This window comes from Sediminibacterium sp. FW305-C-269 (genome assembly GCF_058231045.1).
In genome coordinates, this window is sequence record NZ_JBIQXQ010000003.1 from 105,433 (window position 1) to 127,558 (window position 22,126).

General features: G+C 46.6%; 17 protein-coding genes. 9 read left to right on the top strand and 8 right to left on the bottom strand.

What is annotated here, in order from left to right:
• Nucleotides 1–91: 91 nt before the first annotated feature.
• On the top strand, nt 92–2,410 hold the full coding sequence (bglX, locus tag ACH3Y6_RS10405; RefSeq protein WP_490835549.1) for a beta-glucosidase BglX: 2,319 nt from the start codon (nt 92–94) through the stop codon (nt 2,408–2,410).
• Nucleotides 2,411–2,501: 91 nt separating this feature from the next.
• On the opposite strand, the gene ACH3Y6_RS10410 is transcribed toward bglX, so the two are convergent.
• From ACH3Y6_RS10410 to ACH3Y6_RS10425, 4 genes are all read right to left on the bottom strand, one after another.
• Nucleotides 2,502–2,822, bottom strand: a complete 321-nt coding sequence (locus tag ACH3Y6_RS10410) for a Dabb family protein (protein ID WP_490835550.1) — start codon at nt 2,820–2,822, stop codon at nt 2,502–2,504.
• A gap of 214 nt (nt 2,823–3,036) precedes the next feature.
• Nucleotides 3,037–5,199, bottom strand: a complete 2,163-nt coding sequence (locus ACH3Y6_RS10415; protein WP_490835551.1) for an outer membrane protein assembly factor BamB family protein — start codon at nt 5,197–5,199, stop codon at nt 3,037–3,039.
• Between the two features lie 86 nt (nt 5,200–5,285).
• Entirely contained in the window at nt 5,286–6,479 is a 1,194-nt protein-coding gene (locus ACH3Y6_RS10420; protein WP_490835552.1) for a Gfo/Idh/MocA family protein, read from the bottom strand.
• 115 nt (nt 6,480–6,594) lie between these two features.
• On the bottom strand, nt 6,595–7,785 hold the full coding sequence (locus tag ACH3Y6_RS10425) for a nucleoside permease (protein ID WP_490835553.1): 1,191 nt from the start codon (nt 7,783–7,785) through the stop codon (nt 6,595–6,597).
• Nucleotides 7,786–7,934: 149 nt separating this feature from the next.
• Between ACH3Y6_RS10425 and ACH3Y6_RS10430 the strand changes: the two genes are divergently transcribed.
• The 4 genes from ACH3Y6_RS10430 (at nt 7,935) to ACH3Y6_RS10445 (ending at nt 11,576) form a co-directional block, all read left to right on the top strand.
• Nucleotides 7,935–8,936 (top strand): polysaccharide deacetylase family protein, encoded by a 1,002-nt coding sequence (locus ACH3Y6_RS10430; protein WP_490835554.1) that lies wholly within the window; start codon nt 7,935–7,937, stop codon nt 8,934–8,936.
• A 26-nt stretch (nt 8,937–8,962) separates the two neighbouring features.
• A complete protein-coding gene (locus tag ACH3Y6_RS10435; RefSeq protein ID WP_490835555.1) occupies nt 8,963–9,688 on the top strand; it encodes a ThuA domain-containing protein in 726 nt (241 codons plus the stop codon).
• A gap of 41 nt (nt 9,689–9,729) precedes the next feature.
• Nucleotides 9,730–10,911, top strand: a complete 1,182-nt coding sequence (locus ACH3Y6_RS10440; RefSeq protein ID WP_490835556.1) for a glycoside hydrolase family 130 protein — start codon at nt 9,730–9,732, stop codon at nt 10,909–10,911.
• A gap of 281 nt (nt 10,912–11,192) precedes the next feature.
• On the top strand, nt 11,193–11,576 hold the full coding sequence (locus ACH3Y6_RS10445) for an SET domain-containing protein (RefSeq protein WP_490835557.1): 384 nt from the start codon (nt 11,193–11,195) through the stop codon (nt 11,574–11,576).
• 73 nt (nt 11,577–11,649) lie between these two features.
• On the opposite strand, the gene ACH3Y6_RS10450 is transcribed toward ACH3Y6_RS10445, so the two are convergent.
• The 4 genes from ACH3Y6_RS10450 to ACH3Y6_RS10465 form a co-directional block, all read right to left on the bottom strand.
• Nucleotides 11,650–12,930: a TolC family protein gene (locus ACH3Y6_RS10450; RefSeq protein ID WP_490835558.1), complete on the bottom strand. Its 1,281-nt coding sequence runs from the start codon at nt 12,928–12,930 to the stop codon at nt 11,650–11,652.
• Nucleotides 12,931–13,037: 107 nt separating this feature from the next.
• Nucleotides 13,038–14,621: a DHA2 family efflux MFS transporter permease subunit gene (locus tag ACH3Y6_RS10455; protein WP_490835559.1), complete on the bottom strand. Its 1,584-nt coding sequence runs from the start codon at nt 14,619–14,621 to the stop codon at nt 13,038–13,040.
• 39 nt (nt 14,622–14,660) lie between these two features.
• The gene (locus ACH3Y6_RS10460; protein ID WP_490835560.1) at nt 14,661–15,701 is read right to left on the bottom strand and encodes an HlyD family secretion protein; all 1,041 of its coding nucleotides are present in this window, start codon (nt 15,699–15,701) and stop codon (nt 14,661–14,663) included.
• 60 nt (nt 15,702–15,761) lie between these two features.
• Nucleotides 15,762–16,415, bottom strand: coding sequence for a TetR/AcrR family transcriptional regulator (locus ACH3Y6_RS10465; RefSeq protein ID WP_490835561.1), 654 nt, complete (start codon nt 16,413–16,415; stop codon nt 15,762–15,764).
• Nucleotides 16,416–16,893: 478 nt separating this feature from the next.
• Here ACH3Y6_RS10465 and ACH3Y6_RS10470 point away from each other — a divergent pair, with 478 nt between their 5' ends.
• From ACH3Y6_RS10470 to ACH3Y6_RS10485, 4 genes are all read left to right on the top strand, one after another.
• Nucleotides 16,894–18,252, top strand: coding sequence for a GH1 family beta-glucosidase (locus ACH3Y6_RS10470; protein WP_490835562.1), 1,359 nt, complete (start codon nt 16,894–16,896; stop codon nt 18,250–18,252).
• A gap of 74 nt (nt 18,253–18,326) precedes the next feature.
• Nucleotides 18,327–19,946, top strand: coding sequence for a DUF3472 domain-containing protein (locus tag ACH3Y6_RS10475; RefSeq protein WP_490835563.1), 1,620 nt, complete (start codon nt 18,327–18,329; stop codon nt 19,944–19,946).
• Nucleotides 19,947–20,044: 98 nt separating this feature from the next.
• Nucleotides 20,045–21,550: a S10 family peptidase gene (locus ACH3Y6_RS10480; protein ID WP_490835564.1), complete on the top strand. Its 1,506-nt coding sequence runs from the start codon at nt 20,045–20,047 to the stop codon at nt 21,548–21,550.
• Between the two features lie 110 nt (nt 21,551–21,660).
• Entirely contained in the window at nt 21,661–22,125 is a 465-nt protein-coding gene (locus ACH3Y6_RS10485) for a hypothetical protein (RefSeq protein WP_490835565.1), read from the top strand.
• Nucleotide 22,126: the final 1 nt, after the last annotated feature.

The window sequence follows — 22,126 nt, forward strand, 5'->3', positions numbered from 1 at the left end:
ACCAAGGCCCGCTTAGTAATGGCGGGTCTTTTTATTTTCCTGACATTCGTCAGCCAATAAACAGGCAAATTTTTCTAACTTGGCCCGTCTTATGCAGGTAAACCTGTTTGTCAGCATTCACTTCAAAAATACTTTTATGAAAAAGCTATTTGTGGCCGGGGCATTATTGCTGCTCGCGTATCCATCCTTCTCTCAAAGCACTTATACGGCCAAAGCCAAAGCGCTGATGGCCAAGATGACCCTCGAGGAAAAGATCGGTCAGCTTAACCTGATTATACCCGGCGGCGCTGCAGTAACAGGTTCCGTGGTTAGTACCGACGTGGAGAATAAGATCAAAAAAGGAATGGTGGGCGGATTGTTCGGTATTACTTCGCCCGAGAAAGTCAGAAAAGCACAGGAGCTGGCTGTGAACGGCTCGCGTTTGCATATACCCATGATCTTTGGTCTGGATGTGATCCATGGTCATAAGACCATTTTCCCCATTCCACTGGGATTGTCTACTTCCTGGGATATGGGGCTGATTGAGCAATCCGCCCGTATCGCTGCCAAAGAAGCAACAGCTGATGGATTGAACTGGGCTTTTTCACCTATGGTCGATATTGCCCGTGACGCCCGTTGGGGAAGGATCTCGGAAGGTTCCGGTGAAGACCCTTACCTGGGTGGCAAGATCGCCCAGGCGATGGTGCGTGGTTATCAGGGATCTGATCTGTCAAAGAACAATACCCTGATGGCCTGTGTAAAGCACTTCGCATTATATGGGGCATCAGAAGCAGGGCGTGAATACAATACCGTTGATATGAGCCGCATCCAAATGTATGAATATTATCTGCCACCATACAAAGCTGCCATCGATGCAGGTGCGGGAAGTATCATGAGCTCCTTTAACCTGGTTGATGGTGTACCTGCTACCGGTAACAAATGGCTGCTGACAGACCTGCTGCGAAAAGAATGGGGCTTCAATGGTTTTGTGGTATCTGATTACACTTCGCTGAATGAAATGATCAACCATGGTATGGGCGATCTGCAGGCTGTTTCTGCATTGGCACTGAAAGCCGGACTGGATATGGATATGGTGGGCGAAGGCATGCTGACCACACTGGCCAAATCATTGAAAGAAGGAAAGGTAACTCTGGCAGATATAGACAAAGCCTGCCTGCGCATCCTGGAAGCTAAATACAAGTTGGGTCTATTTGATGATCCTTACCGGTATATCGACGAATCCAGGCCCACTAAAGAAATACTTACAGCCGATAATCGCTCTGCTGCCCGCAATATCGCGGCACATAGCATGGTGCTGCTGAAGAACGATAAACAGGTATTACCGCTGAAACGCTCCGGTACGATTGCACTGGTAGGTCCACTGGCCGATAACCGCAGGAATATGCTGGGTACCTGGGTAGTTGCCGGCGATTGGAATAAATCGGTCAGCGTTTTGGAAGGGTTTAAAAATGTAGCCGGATCAGGCGTGAATATTATTTCAGCCAAAGGCGCCAATATCACGGATGATACGGCCATGTTCCTGAAACGTGTGAATGCCTTGGGAGTAGAGGCTGTGATCGACCCAAGGTCACCACAGGAAATGATCGATGAAGCCGTTGCTGCAGCCAATAAATCGGATGTAGTGGTAGCGGTAGTGGGAGAGTCGGCAAATATGTCCGGAGAATCTTCCAGTCGTTCGGACATCAGTTTACCGGCAAGCCAGCAGGCTTTGCTGAAAGCTTTACACAAAACCGGTAAGCCCTTGGTTGTCGTGCTGATCAATGGAAGACCCCTTACACTTGTGTGGGAGAACGAACATGCCACTGCTATCCTGGAAGCATGGGCACCGGGAACAGAAGCCGGAAATGCCGTTGCTGATGTTTTGTTCGGCAATTACAACCCTTCCGGAAAACTCTCTGCTACTTTTCCACGCAGTGTGGGACAGATTCCTATTTATTACAACCACAAGAATACCGGCCGTCCCTATGATGGAACAGGAGGAGCCAAATTCAAAACAAGTTACCTCGATGAAGTGAATGAGCCCTTGTATCCTTTTGGTTATGGATTGAGTTATACGCAGTTTGATTACAGTCCCATAAAACTGAGTAAGACCGTTTTGAAAGGAGAGGAAAAACTGACGGCATCCGTAACCCTGACCAATAGCGGTAAATATGCCGGTGAGGAAGTGGTGCAATTGTATATTTCAGATCCCGTTGCCAGTGTAAGTCGTTCTGTGAAAGACCTGAAGGGATTTCAGAAAGTGATGTTGCAGCCAGGTGAATCCAGGGAAATAAGTTTCACAATTACCACCGAAGAGCTGAAATTCTTTAACAGCGAACTCAAAAAGGTATGGGAGCCTGGGAAGTTTGTTATTCATATCGGCACCAGCTCTTCTCATGTGAAGTCTGCAGAAGTAGAATGGAATAAATAATCATTGACAGAATAAACGTCATTTCGGTCGTAGTGAGGAAGCGGCTTTCGGTAAGCTTCCTTTTTGTGCTACCGAAATGACGTTTTTATTTTCAGTAGGCCCCGATCGAATCCAACACTTTCACTTCCTTCCACAAATGTTTACAGGTGTTCACAAAATGTAAATGAATCGGATCCACCTGGTATGCATCCTGCGCTTCCTTATTGGGGAAGATGGCCAGCCAGGAAAACTGGTAACTGGTATCGATCACATCTCTGTTGGTGGAAGCGGGTATCCCGATATGGAATTGTTGTATAGCAGGTACTTTGCTTAAAGCTTTCAGGCCGGCCAATAGAGCGGCATGGTCTTCTGGTTTCTCCGGATAAGCCAACCAGAAGTATACGTGGTGGATAAAAAGGTCTTGGGATAACATGGGTGGAGGGTTAATGTGGTTAAACTGGTTAAATTAGTTAAAGCTGTTAAAAGGGTTAAAATAGTTAAACTGGTTAAAAAGGGTTAAAGCCGTTAATAGGTTAAAATGATTCAGGTAGTAGCTGTTACAGTTAACATGTATTGGATCGAATGACTTTCTTTAACTACCCCTTTAACTTTTTTAACCCTTTTTAACCAGTTTAACTTCCTTCCCCTCATCTTCTGCTGTTCAACGTAAATGCAACATAACTGTCGCCCGAGGTTTTGCCGAGTTTGCCGCCGCCGCAGGCGATGACGATAAATTGTTGTCCATTCTTTTCATATACGGAAGGCGTGGCAAAACCTGATGCCGGCAGGTTATATTCCCATAAGAGCTGACCTGTACGTTTATTGAATGCCCGGAAAGTATGGTCGCTGGTGGCGGCAATGAAGACAAGTCCTCCGGCTGTGACCACGGAGCCTCCATAGTTTTCGGTTCCTGAATGGATACCCCGTGCTTTCAGTTCCGGGTAATCGCCAAGGGTTGTTTTCCATTCCAGTTTGCCCGTATTCAGGTTGATGGCGTTTAAGGTACCCCAGGGTGTATCTACCGCGGGATAACCTTCTTTGGTCAGAAACTTGTTATAACCGGTGGAAGTATAGGGCACCTGGGCATAGGCATCTGTTGGTTTGTGTGGCGCCACGAAAGATTTTTCCTGGCTGCTCCTGATCGAAAGTACATAAGATGCAATGGCTTCAGTTTCTGCACTGCTGAGTTGTTTGAATGCCGGCATCATTCTGCGGCCATTGCTGAGTAAGGCTTTAAATGAATCGATCGGATACTTTTTTTCAATGCCCAGCAGGGAAGGATTGTTTCCAGATCCCTGTCGCTGTGCACCATGACAGGACATACAGGTCGTGGTATATAAACGTTTACCGGCTTCCAGGTTGGTTTCCTCTTTCTTTTTCTGGTCTTTAATATCAATCATCGTCAGTATCCAGGGCATTTCGCTGGCATTCACATACAAGATACCGGAGCCGGGATCAAAGGAAGGGCCGCCCCATTCTGCACCACCATCAAATCCGGGAAAAATAACCGTGCCTTGTTTGGAAGGAGGTGTAAAAAGATGCGCATGTTTGGTAGCCAGCCATCTTTTCCTGATATCCTGGTAGGAAGATTCCGGAACGATCCTGTTGAGGTCATTTTCTGTGAGTAATTGCCTGACAAAGGGTTTCGGAAAACTGGGTATGGGTTGTGTGGCCCAGGGTTTTTCTCCTGTCAGTTCTGTTTCGGTAGGAACCGGTGTTTCTGTTATGGGGTATAGTGGTTTTCCGGTTGTTCTGTCAAGAAGGAAAATGAAACCCGATTTGGTCACCTGTGCAATGGCTTCTCTTTTTTGCCCGTCTTTGGTAATATTCACTAATACGGGTGCTGTGGGCAGGTCTCTGTCCCATAAGTCATGGTGTACTGTCTGATAATACCAGATTCTTTTGCCGGTAGCTGCATCCAGGGCCAGTACAGAGTTGGCAAAAAGGTTCTGTCCGGTTCTTTTGCCTCCGTAAAAATCGTAGGAAGCTGAACCGATGGGTGCAAACACAATACCTTTTTCTTCATCCAGACTAAAACCCGACCAGGCATTGGCGCCGCCAATATGTTTATAGGCTTCTTTGTCATCCCATGTTTCGTACCCCTCTTCACCCGGATGGGGTATGGTATGAAAGATCCACCTAAGTTTGCCGCTATAGACATCATATGCACGAATATGTCCGGGTGCAGCAGTGGCTCCTTCGTCAACCCGGGTTCCTATGATGATCATGTCTTTGTAGATGATACCCGGAGTGGTAGAGGCAACATACAGGTCCTTTGCTTCCCGGTCAAGATCATTGTGCAGGTCTAGTCTGCCTGCTGTTCCGAATCTGTTCACAGGTTTGCCGCTGACAGCATCTATACAGTAGAGGTGTGCACCTGCTGCATAAAAAATGCGCGCATCTTTTCCCCGGTTGCTGAAATAAGTAACACCCCGGCAGACATTCATCGAAAAATATCCCTTTCCCTGCACATTGGTAATTGTGTCAACCGGGTCGAAAACCCAGTTCTTTTTTCCGGTAGCGGCATCCAGGGTAAACAGTTTAAGTTTGGGTGATACACCATAGAGTATGCCATTCACCACGATGGGGTTTACCTGTATCTGTGTTCTTTCCTCCGCATCACCTGTATGGTATTCCCAGGCAACTGCCAGTTGGGTCACATTGGAGGTGTCAACGGTTGTCAGTGGAGAATAGTGTATGCCTGTTTTGCTGCCGCCATAGACAGTCCATTCGGAAGGATCGTGTTTGCAGGAAACCAGTGCCATCAGCAAGATGGTTACTGATAACCCTGACCGATGGTTGTATTTCATATGATGATTGCTTGTTTAAAATAAAAACAGGGAAAAGAACAATGAAACCTACACTTCATCATTCAACATTCCCTGTTCATGATTTCTTATTCAACGATCCGTTCAATGATCTTGCCGGATTGTTTGTTTTTGAGGATGAGTTTTTTAGTGCCGTAATGTGTCATCTCTTCTTTTACCAGGTAGTGATCGGCATCGTATTCAACCAGATGGCTTTCCTTACTCAATCCTGTTTTGCCTCTCCAGATATCGAGTTTTACCGGTTCCCATAATTTTGTTTTGGCAGAACGGTAAGCAGCATCCAGTATCGCATTCACCACGTATCCGTCATAGAAGGTTTCTTTCGGGTCAATACCTTTCTCCATAGCGTTGAACATGTCCATGAACATGTGGTTGTAACCCAGTTCGTTCAATTCGTCGCCTACGGGGAATAACCAGCCTGTATTGCTTTCCGCTTTCTCAGCAATATAATCGCCGCCTTTTCCGGTGGTGAACATGTCAAAACCGGTACGCAGGAAACTATTGATCCAGATGGTTCCTTCGCTTCCCATCACTTCATCGCGCAGATCAAGGCCGCCGCGGAAGGTCCAGCTGACTTCGAACTGTCCGATGGCGCCATTTTCGTATTTAACAAGGCCAATGGCATGGTCTTCCGCATCGATCGGTTTTACCTGTGTGTCGGCCCAGCACATGACTTCCACCGGTTTGATGTCTTTGCCGATATAACTACGCGTGATCTCAACGCAGTGACAGCCCAGGTCAAGTATACAGCCCCCACCAGCCTGTTCAATATCCCAGAACCATTCGCTGTGCGGGCCAGGATGGGTTTCTCTTGACTTGGCCCAGAGTATTCTGCCCAATGCTCCTTCTTTTACACTCTGACTGGCTTTGATGAATTTGGGCGTATAGACCAGGTCTTCCAGATAACCGTTAAATATGCCGGCTTCTTCTACGGCCAGTAACATGCGTTTGGCTTCTTCTGCATTGCGACCGAGTGGTTTGGTGGTCATTACGGCTTTCTTGTGTTTGCAACAAAGCAGCACAGCCGTTTCGTGCAGGTTATTGGGAAGGGCGATACAAACAATATCTACCTCCGGATGCGCAATGGCTTCTTCCATCTGGGTGGTCCAGTGCTGGCAGCCATAATCTTCTGCAAATTTCCTGGCACTTTCTTCCCTCCGTGCATAAATACTGAATACTTTATCCCGGCTTCTGTAACCTTGTAATGAGTCGGCATAAAATCGTCCGATAAAACCGGAACCCAGCATAGCAATTCGTTTCATAATTGGTTGTTATTTGTGTGGTTATTGAATTTTGAATGGTCGGTGGTGAGTCGTCAGTGGTGAGTAGTGAGTAGTGAGAATTTTTACTGCCCACTGACCACTCACTACTCACGATTCACGAAACAGCCGTTTTCTTTTCTTTAAAGAATAATATGAAATAAATGAGCACACCTAAGGCGATATAGGCAGGTACCATCCAGATACCTTGCCAGTTATGCGTCCCGGTTGCTAATTTATACTGATCAACCGTAAAACCCGAAAACCAGGTACCGATAAACATACCTACGCCATAGGTGGCAAAAGTGAATAAACCCTGTGCGGCATTTTTGATCTTTTCCCCGGCTTTTTTCTCTGTGTACATATAACCCGTGACAAAGAAGAAATCATAGCAGATGCCGTGGAGGATAATTCCTCCATACAACATCCAGCTGGTGGTTTCGGCATTGCCGTAAGCAAAACAGATATACCTGAGTATCCAGGCGCTCATGCCCATCAGCAACATCTTCTTCACACCTATGCGGTTAAATAGGAATGGGATGGCAAGGATGAATACCGCTTCTGAAACCTGTCCCAGTGTCATCTTGCTGGCAGCGTTTTCAAAACCGATCTCATTCAGGAATGGGTTGGCAAAACCATAGTAGAACGACAGTGGTATGCACACCAGTATGGCAGCGATAAAAAAGATGAGATAGGGCTTTTCTTTGAAGAGTACGAAGGCTTCTGTACCTAAAGCGCTCGATGCATCCGAGGTCTGTGCTTTGGGTGGTGTATTGGGCAGTACAAAACTCAGCAGCCCCAGTCCTGCAGAAACCGCAGCGGCCATATGGAAAGTGGCAGAAGTTTTTTCAATACCCAATTGACCGATGAGCACGCCGGCAACGATCCAGCCAAGGGTCCCAAAAACCCGTATCCAGGGAAATTGCTTACCGGGATCGGTCATTTGTGAAAATGCTACGCTGTTACTCAAAGCGATGGTTGGCATATACAGAAGCGAGTACACCAGGATGACCCAATAAAACGTGTTGCTATGCTCAATCCTGGTGGCCAGGAACAGCAGCAGGGCACCAACAAGGTGTAAGACCCCCATGATCCTTTGCGCTGCAAAAAAACGGTCAGCGATCAGTCCGACAAAAAAAGGGGAGATCATGGTAGCGATGGCCAGCGCACTGTAAGTAGCCCCAATCTCAATACCGGTAGCATGGAGGTGTTCCACCATATAGGTTCCCATGGTCACGTACCAGGCACCCCAGATGAAATATTCAAAAAACATCATGGAAGCCAGTAATGAGCCCGTTTTTGCTTTCATAAGCAGCGTTGTTTTGATTTTCTTTCGTTAGATTTAATCTGTGATTTGCGAGGGTTGAATGTAAGCATAATTAGTAATTAATAATTAGCAATTAATGATTATTTATTGACCTGTTGCGGCTTTCTACGATTGTTTTTTTAAATTCCATTATGAAAAAGATCTTTTTCCTTTTCCTCACTGCCAGCCTGTTCTGCGTTGTTGTTTTTTCGCAAACGGATAGTACTTATGCGGAAAAACTGGGTTATCCCCGCGGGACCAAACTATTGATCCTGCATGTGGATGATGTGGGTATGTCGTTCGACTCGAATGAAGGTGCCATCAATGCCATCACCAAAGGCGTAGCCAGTTCCCTGAGTATTATGATGCCCTGTCCTTGGGTGCCGGCATTTGTCCAGTACATGAAAGCGCATCCGGGATTGGATGCGGGTCTGCACCTGACGCTCACTTCTGAATGGAAAGGGTACCGGTGGGGACCGTTATCGGGTAAGAATACCACACCGGGACTGGTGGATGCAGAAGGTGCTCTTTGGCCGGATGTCAATGATGTGGTGCAACATGCCAGCGGTGATGAAGTGGAAAAGGAAATAAAGGCCCAGCTGGAAAGAGCCCGCGCCATGGGTTTTGAACCTACCCATTTCGATACGCATATGGGTACGCTGCTGGCCACTCCTGAATTTACCCAGCGATATATAAAACTGGGTATCGATAACCAGATACCGGTGATGCTGCCTGCTGGTCATGCAACATTGATCAAAGCACAGATGCATGCACCTGAAGAGCAGATACAACAAATGCGCATGATCGGTAGCCTGTTGTGGAAGGCCGGTTTACCCGTACTGGACGATCTGCACAATGAGAGTTATGGCTGGCCCATCCCAAAAGAGATTGCATCGGATGATGCCAAACTCCAGGCCTACAAGACAAAGAAATATATTGAAGGTGTCCGTTCACTGAAACCGGGTCTTACCATGATGATCATGCATTGTACCGCTACCTCTGATGTGTTTCCGCATATTTCAGATTCGGGCCCGGTGCGCAGGGGCGATATGCTGGCTATGATGGATCCTGCCCTCCGTAAAGCCATCCAGGATGAGAAGATCATCGTTACTACCTGGCGTGAAATGATGGAACGAAGAAAAAAAATTAAATAAGCACTTAACTGTACAAAAAATATAGCATGAAAAAAAATAACAGATTCATTGGTGTCCTCTTGTTGGCAGTCGCATTAGTTTCGTTTGTCAATTCAAAGAAAACGCCGCATATACTGGTATACGCTAAGACAAAAGGGTTTCATCACAAGTCCATTGCTGCCGGACTCGGTGCTATTCAAAAATTGGGTTTGGAAAACAATTTTGCCGTAGACACCACAACGGACTCTTCTTATTTTATTCCGAAAACGCTGAAAAAATATGCCGCAGTTGTTTTCCTGAGCACTACCGGAAATGTGTTGAATGATGAGCAACAGGCTGCTTTTGAGCAATACATACGTTCGGGACATGGTTTTGTTGGAGTGCATGCGGCAACAGATACGGAATATGACTGGCCCTGGTATAACCAGTTGGTAGGTGCTTATTTCCAGAGCCACCCCAAACAGCAGGAGGCAATGCTGCAGGTGATTAATGAAAGCCATCTTTCCACCCAACACCTCCCCAGGTCCTGGAAACGTTTTGATGAGTGGTATAATTTTAAGCGTATACAACCAGGTCTGAATACCCTCATCACCATTGATGAAAAGAGTTATACGGGCGGTACCAATGGCGATGTGCATCCTATGGCTTGGTATCATGATTTTGATGGAGGTCGTTCTTTTTATACAGCCCTCGGACATACCGACGAATCCTACAGTGACCCCCTGTTTCTAAAACACCTCCTGGGAGGGATTTTATATGCGATAAACCCGTAAACAGAGAAAAAAATTTAAATTATCTAAAGAGAATAATTAGCATGAAACTATCCCGCTCGTTAGGTTGTATGATCTGTTTCCTGGTGATACTGACCTCGTTTACTGCCTGTAACAATCCTGCTTCCAAGGAGGGGGCAATCGTAATACTTGACAGCAGCACGGACTGGGCCATGCTTGATTTTGAAAAAGCGGATAACAACAATCCTGTCTTAGCACCAGCCAATAACCAGTTTTTCGATCCGATATGGAAAAAGAAACTGGCATGGGAGGAGAAAGATGTGTTTAATCCTGCCATCGTGGTTAAGGATAATAAAATATATATGTTATACCGGGCACAGGATAAAATCGGTCTGCCCGGGGGAACATCCAGGATCGGCCTTGCCGTTAGTACAGATGGCCTGCATTTTACACGGAATCCGGAACCGGTGTTCTTTCCGGATCATGATGCATTCCAAAAATATGAATGGCAGGGCGGGTGCGAAGATCCGCGCATAGTGGAAGATGAAAGCGGTACCTACTATATGACCTATACCGCTTTTGATGGTAAGACCGCACGTTTGCTGATGGCCAGTTCCCGGGATTTGCTGCATTGGACCAAACATGGGTCTGTCTTTGCGGTTGCAATGAATGGTAAGTATGCAGATCTGTGGTCCAAATCGGGCAGTATTGTTTCCCGATATGAGAATGGCAGGATCATCGCCGTAAAGATCAAAGGGAAATACTGGATGTATTGGGGTGATCAGTATATATGGGCCGCTACTTCAGATGACCTGGTTAACTGGACACCGGTAGAAATGGCCTCCGGAGAAAAAGCACCCATTCCGTTACGGGGACAGGCACTGAATATGCCCGATCTGAAAATAGTAGTGACTACCCGTACCAAAAAATTTGACAGTGACCTGGTTGAATCCGGTCCGCCGGCCATGCTTACGGAAAAGGGTATTTTGCTGATCTATAATAGTCGCAATATTCCTGCTATCGGCGATACCAGTTTGCCTGAAGGTACCTATGCGGTAGGGCAGGTGCTGATCGATAAAAATGATCCCACCAAAGTGATCAGACGGCTCGACAATTATTTTATGAAACCCGATAAACCTTACGAATTAACGGGACAGGTGAACCGGGTTTGTTTTGTAGAAGGACTTGCACAGTTCCAGAACAAATGGTTCCTGTATTACGGAACAGCAGATTCGAAAATAGCGGTTGCGGTGAAGCGTCATTAATGAATCGGCTTGAATTGATTTTTTTCTATTGTTGTGTTTGACCTTTGCTTTTTTAAAGGCATTTCATCATTCTTTATTTCGTACATCACAGAACCGCAGAAATCGGGGAGCTTGCGCTGAGGGCAGCTAACTTCAACATTTTCCGACAAGACGGGATTCCTTGCCTATCTGCCGTCAGGCAGGTTCATATGTTCATATGTTCCTTGCTCCTTGATTCTTGATTCTTGTTCCTTGTTCATCTGTTCATCTGTTCATCCGTTCATTTCTCTTATCTTCATGTCATGATTCTTCCTGTATTAGTCATAGCGCCATCCGGTGATCGGGGCCGGGGCGTGTTTACCACAGAACCGCTTCCGGAAGGAACATTGATAGAAGTTTCTCCGGTGTTGGTACTGAACGAAACCGAAAGAGCAGAAGTAGAGAAGACCCAACTGTACAATTATATTTTTGAATGGGGCCCTGAAAGTAAACAGTGTTGTATTGGTCTGGGCTACCTGTCCATGTACAACCATTCTTACCAGGCTAACTGTAACTACGACATGGATTTTGAAGATGAGCGCATGAGCATCCTAACCGTGCGTCCTGTTGAAGCAGGCGAAGAGCTTTTCATCAACTATAATGCTACCCCCAATGATGAAAATCCCATCTGGTTTGAAGCGAAATAACAGTTAGTAGCCAGTAATACAACACCTGCCATTACTGACTACTAACTTTAGACTATTAATTTTTACCTGTTAACTACCAATACTGATACCCCATTAATCTTGTTAACTCTAGCTTCGCCAGGCACAACTGGTACTCATATTGCAGCCGGGCAAGTGCGGCCCGCTGCAGGTTGGTACTGGTATTGGTGATCTCAAGATTGGTTCCGGTGCCATTTTTCAAACGGACACTGGCCAGTTGCTGGGCAGTTTGTGCCTGCTCAATTTGTCCCTGGGTATTTTTGATACGTTCCAGATTACTACCGATATCGGTCAGCGCCTGTTTAATATCTTTTTTGTAAGTACTGCTCAGGCTCTCCACTGCCATTTCGTTCTGTTTGATGATGTTCTGCTGCAGTTTTTGCTGCTGTTTGTTCTTGCCGCCATTGTAAATAGGTACCGAAAAAGAGATGCCGGTCAGGTAATTAAAACGCATATCGGCTATATATGGTACATAACCGTTTTTTACACCTGCAGCGGCACGCAGGCCGATCACGGGTTTGTCGGCTGTTTTGGCAATGGCCAGGTCACTGTTGGCTTGTTGGATCCTGTCTTTTGCAAGGATAAAATCGGGATTTTGTGTTTGGGCCGTCATCAGGGCATTGCTGGCATCCGTGAGATTCACATCAAAATCAAAGTTCTGTCCATTGTTCTGCTTGCTGCCGGTGGTGTACTCCAGCAGATTCAATTGTTTCTGCAGGCTGTTGTTGAGGTCAACCTTCCTGTTTTTTTCGTTGTCGATGGCTGCCTGTATGTTCAGCAGGTCTATGCGCAACGCAGTACCATTTGCCAGCTGGCTCTCTACAATCCGCCTGTTCTCGTTCAGGAAGCTAAGAACACTGTCCTGAATGCTGATGGCTTTCTGCAGGAACACGATATTGTAGTAGACATTGGCTACCTGGAATGCCAGCTGTGCCTTGGTATATTCTACCTGGTGTTTGGCAAACTGCAGGTCGTCTTTATTGCGGTTGATGTTGGCCTGTAACCTGCCAAAATCGAACAGTGCATAGTTGGCATTAATGGCTCCATTCAGGTTATGCAAGGGCGCAAACTGGAATTTTTCGCCGTTGATAGGTAATTCGATCTTGGGCCGGACATAAGCGTAAGAAGCATCCGCCGTAACCTCAGGAAATTTGTTCAGCTGGGTGAGTGCCAGTTTTTCCTGGGCAGTGACAACAGTATTTTCTACTTCCTTCAGTTTAGGAAAATACCCGAACGACTGCCCGATCAGGTTTTTCAGTTCCGCATTCACTTTCACCTGTGCATGACTGGCCAGGCTGATCAATGAAAGGGTTGATACAAAGATTATTTTTTTCATTTTACGTTTATACTTTTAAAAACCAGTCCGAAGATTGGCGGATAGTTATTATTTATATTCTTTCACTCCATTCACTCATTCACTCACCCACTCATTCACTCATTGCCCTAATGCGTTTCCGCAGCTGCTTTCATCGAAGCGGCGATCTCCGCAGCAGATTTTTTCTTTACCCGCAGGAAAGCTACCAACGGTATTACCAGGACAAAGAAAATGGCCGTTAGCCGGAACGTATCGAGATAGGAGAGATAATATGATTGCCTGTCAACAATGGCATTAATGGTGGCCAGTGCTTTGTTGGCAGCTCCGGCCACATCACCCGAACGGGCAATAAAACCCTGGGTAAGTGTATTGCTTCTTTCGAGGAACATCTGTGACTCACCGGTTACTTTACTTACCAGGTCGTAACGGTGTTGTGCGTATTGATGGGCGATATAATTATTGGCCAGTGCAATACCGAATGCACCGCCCAGCTGACGTATCATGTTATTAAGTGCAATACCTGCAGCGTAGTCTTTAGGCTGTAAACCTGCTACTGCCTGGTTGATCAGGGGTAATTGTACCATACTGATACCCACAGCACGTAAGGCAAGCGGAACAAAGAAATCCTGCTTACCTACATCCGGACTAACACTGGCGCTCATCCAGGCGTAAGCAGCGAACAGCAGAAAACCAATTACCACAAAAGGTATGGGAGAAACGCCTTTGCTCATGGTTTTCCCGATAATGGGCATCATGAGCACCGTAATGAGGGTGGGCGCCAGCAGGGTCAGACCGGTCTCATATGCCGTAAATCCCAGTGTGCGTTGGGCCAGTACAGGGAACACGAATACGGAAGTGAAAAGCCCTACACCCACTACAAAAGTGAAGATGGTGGTGAAAGCCAGGTTACGGTTGCCCAGCACACGCAGGTTCACTGCAGGATTCTTGATACTGAGCTCATACCAGATAAAGCCTACCATACCGATAAAGGCCAGTACTGCGGTGATGCGGATGATGTTGCTGCTGAACCAGTCCTCGGATTCGCCCCGTTCCAGCACATACTGTAAACAGCCGATGCCTATGGATAGCAGCAGGATGCCGGTATAGTCGATCTTGATCTCTTTTTTTCGTTTTCCTTCTCCTTCTTTTTTTTCAATGAAAGTGAACGAAAGGAAAGTGGCGAGGATACCGATGGGTATGTTGATCATGAAGATCAACGGCCAGGAAAAATGATCGATGATATAACCGCCCAGTGTAGGTCCCAGTGTAGGACCCAATACGATTCCCATCCCGAACAGGCCGGAAGCGATGGGGCGGTCTTTAGGTTCAAATGCATCGAACAGGATGGCTTGTGAAGTTGACAGCAATGCACCGCCGCCCACACCCTGTATGAACCGCCAGATGATCAACTCCACCAGTGTGTCAGACTGTCCGCACATGTACGAGGCAATGGTGAAGATGATCATGGAAACGATGTAATAATTTTTTCTTCCGAAATATTCTGCGAGAAATCCGGTTAGCGGGATGATGATCACATTGGCAATGGCATAGGAAGTAATTACCCAGCTCATGTCCTCAATGTTCACTCCCAGACTGCCGCTCATGTCGGTCAGAGCCACGTTTACGATGGAAGTGTCGATCAGTTCCATCACTGCGGCTGTGACTGTTGTCAGCACAATGATCGCTCTCGCAAATCCCTTAGGTGTTGCCATGTATATAATTTATCCTCCTGCAAGGAGGCCAGGATTTAGTTAATGGATTTCTGCACTTACATATACGCTCAAACCGGCGCGCAGCATATTGCGGTACTGGTTGATGTTGTTGATCAGGATTTTCACCGGTACGCGCTGGGTGACTTTCACAAAGTTTCCACTGGCATTATCGGGAGGCAGTAAGGAGAATTTAGCACCAGTGGCTTCACTCAAACTTTCGATGGTACCTTTGATCTTCACATCCGGGAATGCATCCACTTCTACATCCACTTCCTTGCCCGGGTAAAGTTTCTTCAACTGGTTCTCTTTAAAGTTGGCCACGATCCAGTAAGTGGTATCGTTCACGATCGAGAAAAGTGGGGTTCCGGCTTGCACATACTGTCCCTCCGATACATTTTTCTTGCCGATACGGCCAGCCTGTGGCGCAAATATTTTGGTGTAGCTGATCTTGAGTTTGGTCTGCTCAATCTTTGCTTTTTTTACATCCAGCGCAGCAGTGGCTTTCTGCACACCTGCCTGTAATACTGCAATACGGCTTTGGGCCGCAGTAAGATCGGTGCGACTATTTTCCAACTGTTGTAATGCGGTCTCCGCATTGAACTTTGAATCGTCCAGCTGTTTGCGCGTGATGGCCTGTTCGGCATAGAGGTTCTGGTCGCGTTTCAGGTCATCTTCCGCTTTCTTGCGACGTACCTGGCTCAGTTCGATATTGCCCTTGTTGACTTTGAGTGATACCACGGCGTTGTTAAGTGCCGCTTTGGCGTTGATGATGTCTACTTCTGCCTGTCGGTAATCGGCTTCCATCTCCAGTAACTGGGTCTGCAGTTCCGCATCATCCAGCTCTACCACCAGTTCACCTGTTTTTACCGAATCATAATCCTTTACGGCAATATGTTTCACATAACCCGCCACACGGGGTAATACCGGTGTGATCTGGGTCTCTACCTGTGCGTTATCGGTGGTTTCATGGGTAAGGGCAAAATGGATCTTCTTATACCCGTAAAAACCGGCCACCAGCAGTGCCAGGACCAATACGATCAGTTTTACCGGTGATTTTTTTTCGTTACTTGCTTGCGACATAAGGTTGTGTATTTACTTGTTATGGTTGTTTACATGATTCATCATTCCTTGTTAGTATGTTCATCTGCTCCTTTCTTCCATCAGGTAGGAATGCATCACCTGCTTCAGGTGTTTGATAACCCTTTTCTGGAAGGTATCGTCCGTATAAGGGTCAAAATTATCCTTGGACTCGACCAGCATCACACACAGCGATTTGGATAACATCACCTGGTTGATGGTGCCGATCAGTGTGGCCATGGTAAGCTCAGGATCCACTTTGCGAAAAACTTTCTTGCGGATGCCCTTTTCAATGATATTGCGCAGGGTATGGGTATTCTGTACAAAGATCCGGATGATATTGTCGTGCAGGGCCTCGCGCTCTTCCTTCAACAGCTCCTGGTAAAGAATGCGGTGGAAGGAGGGCTGTGACAGGATCTTGGCCACATAATTCTCGATGATGGCATCAATTTTCCCGATTTCGTTCAGCGTTGTATCGGCCTCTATCTCATCGAGTTTGCCACGCATGAAAGTGGCACGGTGCTCAACAATGGTCTCGAACAGTTTTTCCTTGCTGCCGAAATAATAATTCACCATGGCCACATTCACATCGGCCCGGGCTGCCAGATCGCGGATAGAACTTCCTTCAAAACCCTTTTCGGCAAACAGCTCAATGGCAGCATTGAGGATATGTTGTTTCTTGTCTGATAACACCTGCCCGGAATTTTCCTGTACCATATCAGTAATTTTGAGGGCGCAAATTTTAAACAAATGTTTGAATTAAACAAACGTTTGATTAAAATTTGACAAATACATTACCCTTCCAGGTAGCGTGCAATTGATTAATTCGATTGATTATCAATAATTTATCTCGTTCACGGTTTCCGGATATTTTCTGTGAGCTGGCGCATGGGAGGTCGTTCACGTTCTTGCCAAAAGGAGTTTCGAGTTCTTCTGCAATCATTTCCGGGCTACCAAGTAGATAAGAAAGGAACGCCACTGCCGGGAGGCTAAATAGCGATCACCGGTGGAAACCCCGGCAGCTGTGTATGGTGGTAATCTTCTTTACTTGATTGATGAGTTCTATTTGCAGGTATTCGAATTGCGGTAAGCCAACAGCGGGGAATACAGGCACACAAAAAATGATCACTAAAAATAACGATAGCTTAATACCATCTTAACAAATGCATCGGTGAACTTTGCTCAAACCAGTACCTTGCAACATCCGCATCATTTTTCGGCAAATAGCTTTGGCAAAGATTTTCTGTGGGGAGTGGCCATAGCCGCTGCACAGAACGAAGGGGCGTATACTACCGATGGCAGGGGATTGTCCATCTGGGATACTTTCTCTCGTCGCCCGGGTAAGATCAAGGGCGGTGCCAAACCCTACGAAGCCTGTGATTTTTATCATCGCTACAAGGACGACCTGATGCTGGTAAAAGCACTGGGTTTTACGGTATTCCGTTTTTCCATTTCGTGGAGCCGTATCCTGCCGGAGGGAATTGGCAGGGTAAACAGGGAAGGTATTGCTTTTTATCACCGTTTGATAGATGAGTGCCTGTTGCTGGGCCTGGTTCCCTATGTTACTTTGTACCACTGGGATCTACCACAGGAACTGCAGCGCAATGGCGGCTGGACCAGTCACCAGATGCTCAAATGGTTCACCCGTTTTGTTACGGTTTGTTGCGAGGAATATGGCGATAAGGTAAAGAACTGGATCGTCCTGAACGAACCCATGGGATTCACATCGTTGGGATATATGCTGGGTGTGCATGCTCCGGGTAAAACGGGTATCAGTAATTTTTTCTCAGCAGTACACAATGCGGCACTTTGCCAGGCAGAGGGAGGAAGGTTGGTGCGGTCACTGGTGCCTGGAGCAAATATCGGTACCACGTTCTCCTGCAGCGAAGTGATGCCTTATACACAACGGGAAGAAGATGTGCTGGCAGCCAAAAGAGCAGATGCCCTGCTGAATCGTTTGTTCATCGAACCTTCACTGGGAAGGGGGTATCCGCAGGTAGACAATTTCCCTTTGCTGGATAAACTGCACCTGCACAACAAAGCCTGGAAATATACTGAACGGATGCGATTCAATTTTGACTTTATCGGCATCCAGAATTATTTTTCTGTAACAGTCAGGTACAATGCGCTGATCCCGTACCTCCATGCTTCAGAAGTGAAAGCCACCACCCGTAAAGTACCCCATACGGCCATGGGCTGGGAGATCAATCCCGATAGCTTTTACCGGATGATCAAACGTTTCTGGCTGTATGGAGGGGTGAAAGAGATCATTGTAACGGAAGGAGGAGCTGCTTTCAAAGACCTATTGGTGAACGGGGTGGTGGATGATTCGGAGCGGATCAATTATTTCAAACAATACCTGCAGGCGGTACTGCGTGCTAAAAAAGAAGGGGTGAATGTAAATGGATACTTTGCCTGGACACTTACCGACAATTTTGAATGGTCCGAAGGATACCATCCCCGTTTCGGGCTCATACATGTTGATTTTGCTACACAGCTGCGTACCATTAAAAACTCTGGCTACTGGTTTCGTGATTTTATGAGGGGTTCCTGAAGTTTTGTTGTTAAGTTTGGTTACCTAAATACCGAACTATGCTGCGTTATTGCCTCTCATTTCCCTGTATGTTTATGGCAGTTGTCTTATGCGCACAAACGGTCCGTATTCCGGCTTATACCGGTTATGCAGTACCTGTTGAAAAAGAGGCGTCGGATATGTTCTCGGTACAGAAAGGTTTGCATTGGACGGATACCAGGCAAGAGATAAGTTATTCTTTTTATGTACGCAAAACAGGAGTGCTTCAACTAACGCTGTTAGCCAAGAATTCGGTAGCAGGTTCGCAACTGAAACTGCTGTTTAATGGTCAAGAAAAATTATTGCAGGTGCCCGCCGGTAAAACCTTTACGAAAATACCTGCTGGCCGCTATACGATCAGCGATACCGGTTTTTATACCCTCCAGCTCAAAGCAGTAAAAAAATCCGGTACAACCATAGCTGATATCAGTGCTGTAGAACTGACCGGCACTGCAGCCGATATTCATTTCAATCCTAAACCCCGCCGCAATGCAGCATCCGTGCACCTGCGTTATCCATTACCTGATTCAGTGAAAGCAGTGACTTTTTACAATGAGATCATGGTTCCCGAAGGTGCAGACCTGGAACATAGTTATTATATGGCTTGTGGTTTTGCAAGGGGCTATTTTGGTATACAGGTGAACAGTGCTACGGAAAGGCGTGTAATTTTTTCTGTATGGGATGCAGGAAACGAAGCCGTTGACCGTACCAAAGTCCCTGATTCTAACCGGGTACAATTGCTGGCCAAAGGAGAGGATGTGATAGCGAATGATTTCGGTAATGAAGGAACCGGTGGTCATAGTCATTGGGTGTACCCCTGGAAAGCCGGACAAACCTATCCGCTGATGGTGACCGCGCTGACCGACAGTGCTTCGGCAACAACCATTTACACGGGTTGTTTCTTTTTGCCTGAAATACAGAAATGGAAACTCATTGCCAGTTTCAAAGCGCCATTCGATGGTAAATACCTGCGAAATCTCTATTCCTTCAGTGAAAATTTTGCAGGTTCCAATGGGCAGCTGAGGCGTAAAGTGTTTTTCGGAAATCAATGGGTGCAGCGTGAGAACGGTTCGTGGAATGAGCTTACCCAAAGTAGCTTTTCTTATGATGCTACCGGTAAAGCTGGCGACCGGATCGATTATGGCGGTGGTGTGTCCGATGATAGGTTTTACCTGTGGAACGGCGGCTTCCAAAAAGCCAATGCGGTTTATGGACAGGTGTTTGAAAGGAATGCTGCGGGTAAACGACCTTCGATTGACTGGACAAAAAATGCCGACAGTGCCAGACAGGCCATGAAAGACAAAACATTGATACTGGAAGCGGTGCAAAAAAAGGAGATCGATACCACGGGTTCAAATGAGGGTGTATATTATCATCTTCTTCGCGAAGGAACCGGCGCCGCTGTTTCGGTGGATGATACGGTGACTGTTTTCTACAAAGGCTCACTGCTGAAAGATGGCAGTATCTTTGACCAGACCAAAGATAAACCTGCTACATTTCCCTTAAAACGGCTCATCAAAGGTTGGCAGGTGGGTCTGCCTATGTGTAAAGTAGGTGGCAAGATCCGGTTGCTGATCCCTTCCGGACTGGCATATACCATCCGCAGCCGAAGCAAAGCCATTCCTCCCAACAGTGTGCTTGTATTCGATATTGAAGTGTTGACCGCAAAAAAATAGATCACTGCGTCTTGGCGTGAAAATCTACCTCAACGGGAAAATCGGAATGCCGCAGGTGTAGAAAACAATCTGTATCTTAATCATTCAATTCTAACTGTATGAGAACAATGATTGCTCTGGCAGTCTGCCTGCTTAGTATAACCGCATTTTCCCAAAAAGCTGTCACACCTGCCCCGGCCATACCCGAACTGTTGCCTGCTGGTGTAGAAGTGACCGTTACCAGGAACAGTGTGGTAGCCGATGGTAAAAAGATCGATTATACGGCCCATACCGGGTACCTGAATCTGAAGAACGATACTGGAAAACTGATTGCTAAAGTGTTCTTCACCTATTATCGTAAAGAAGGGGAGGAGGCGGGCAAGAGGCCTGTAACTTTTACATTCAATGGCGGTCCCGGTTCTTCTTCGGTATGGCTGCATATGGGTGGTCTGGGTCCCAAACGGGTGTTGATGCAGGATGACGGAACGGCCACAGCACCACCCTACCAATATGTAAGTAATGAATACACATGGCTCAATAAAACCGACCTGGTGTTTATTGATCCCGTATCCACAGGATTTAGCCGTGCTGCTCCGGGTGAAAATCCCAAACAGTTTCACGGATATGTGGAAGATATCTCTTCTGTGGGCTCTTTTATCCGTCATTTTTTGTCGAGGTATGAAAGATGGGGTTCACCCAAATTCCTGGCTGGCGAAAGTTATGGCACAACGCGTGCGGCGGGACTGTCTAAATTTCTGCAAGACAGATACCGAATCTACCTCAATGGTATCTTCCTGATCTCAGCCGTACTGAATTTTGGTACCAATGATTATTATGTGGGAAATGACCTGCCGCGGGCCCTCTACATTCCTTCATATGCTGCGGCTGCCTGGTACCATAAAAAACTGGCACCTGCCTTACAGGCTGATTTGAAAAAAACCTTACATGAGGCAGAACAGTTTGCGCTGGGTGAATATGCATCCGCTTTGCTGAAGGGCGGTTGGCTGACCGATGCAGAGAAAGATGCAGTTGCCGCTAAAATGAGTTATTACACGGGACTGAGCAAAGAGTTTTGTCTGCGCAGCAACCTGCGTGTGGAGGAAGGCCGTTTCTGGAAAGAACTCCGCCGTGCAGATGGCCTGATCATCGGCCGTCTGGATGCACGTTTTACCGGTCGAGACATTGACGATGGGGGAGAAAATTTCAGCTTCGATCCCTCTTTTGCCAATATCGATGGTCCGTTCACGGCTACCATCAATGACTATTTTCAAAAGGAGCTGAACTTCAAGGAAGAGAAAGGCTATAATATCTTTGGAGATGTGGGCCCCTGGAATTACAACAACGTACAGAACCAGTTCTTGAACGTAGCCGAAAGCTTACGTGATGCTATATCGAAGAACCCCTCCCTGAAAGTATATCTTGGCTGTGGTTACTACGATTTTGCCACACCTTATTTCACGGCCCAATACGATCTGGAACATATGTTCCTCAGGCCGGAACAGCGGAAGAATGTGAAAGTGTATACCTATGAATCGGGTCATATGTACTATATCCATAAACCAGCATTGCAGCAGTTCAAGAAGGATGTGGATGAGTTCTTTAACTGGAGTAGTAATGTGAAATAAACAGTAAGATCCCGGGTACGACCGGGATCTTTGCTTTTTTGGGGTTTCATGACCATCGTCATTTGTTTAACTGCATTATTTTTCTTTATTTGTATAAACAATGCCATAAGATGAAAACAGCCCGCCAGTTATCCATTGCCATACTAGTGCTGCTCGCCATCACTGCGCTGTATGGAAGTTATCACATGATCACCGATCCTACCGGAGCTTCGCTCGGTTTGCCTTTTTACCTGTTGAATGGCTCTTATTTTACGGATTACCTGCTGGCAGGTTGGGTACTGCTGATCGTGGTGGGCCTGTTCAGTATGTACGCCATGGCACAAACCTTGCGTAAGGGCCGCAGCTACTCTTTTCTGATCATGCTGCAGGGGGTACTGCTCTGTACTTTTGTTACGATTCAGATGTTATTGCTGGGGGAGACCTTTATGATCCAGTATGTATACATGATCATCGGTATCGTTCTGATTGGGTTGGGCGCCTTGCAGAACCAACGCAAGATCGTATCTGAAGCGGAGAAACAACGTCTGCACCCGGCTCCGAAAAGCCATCACCACAAACACCGGAAACACAAGTAGG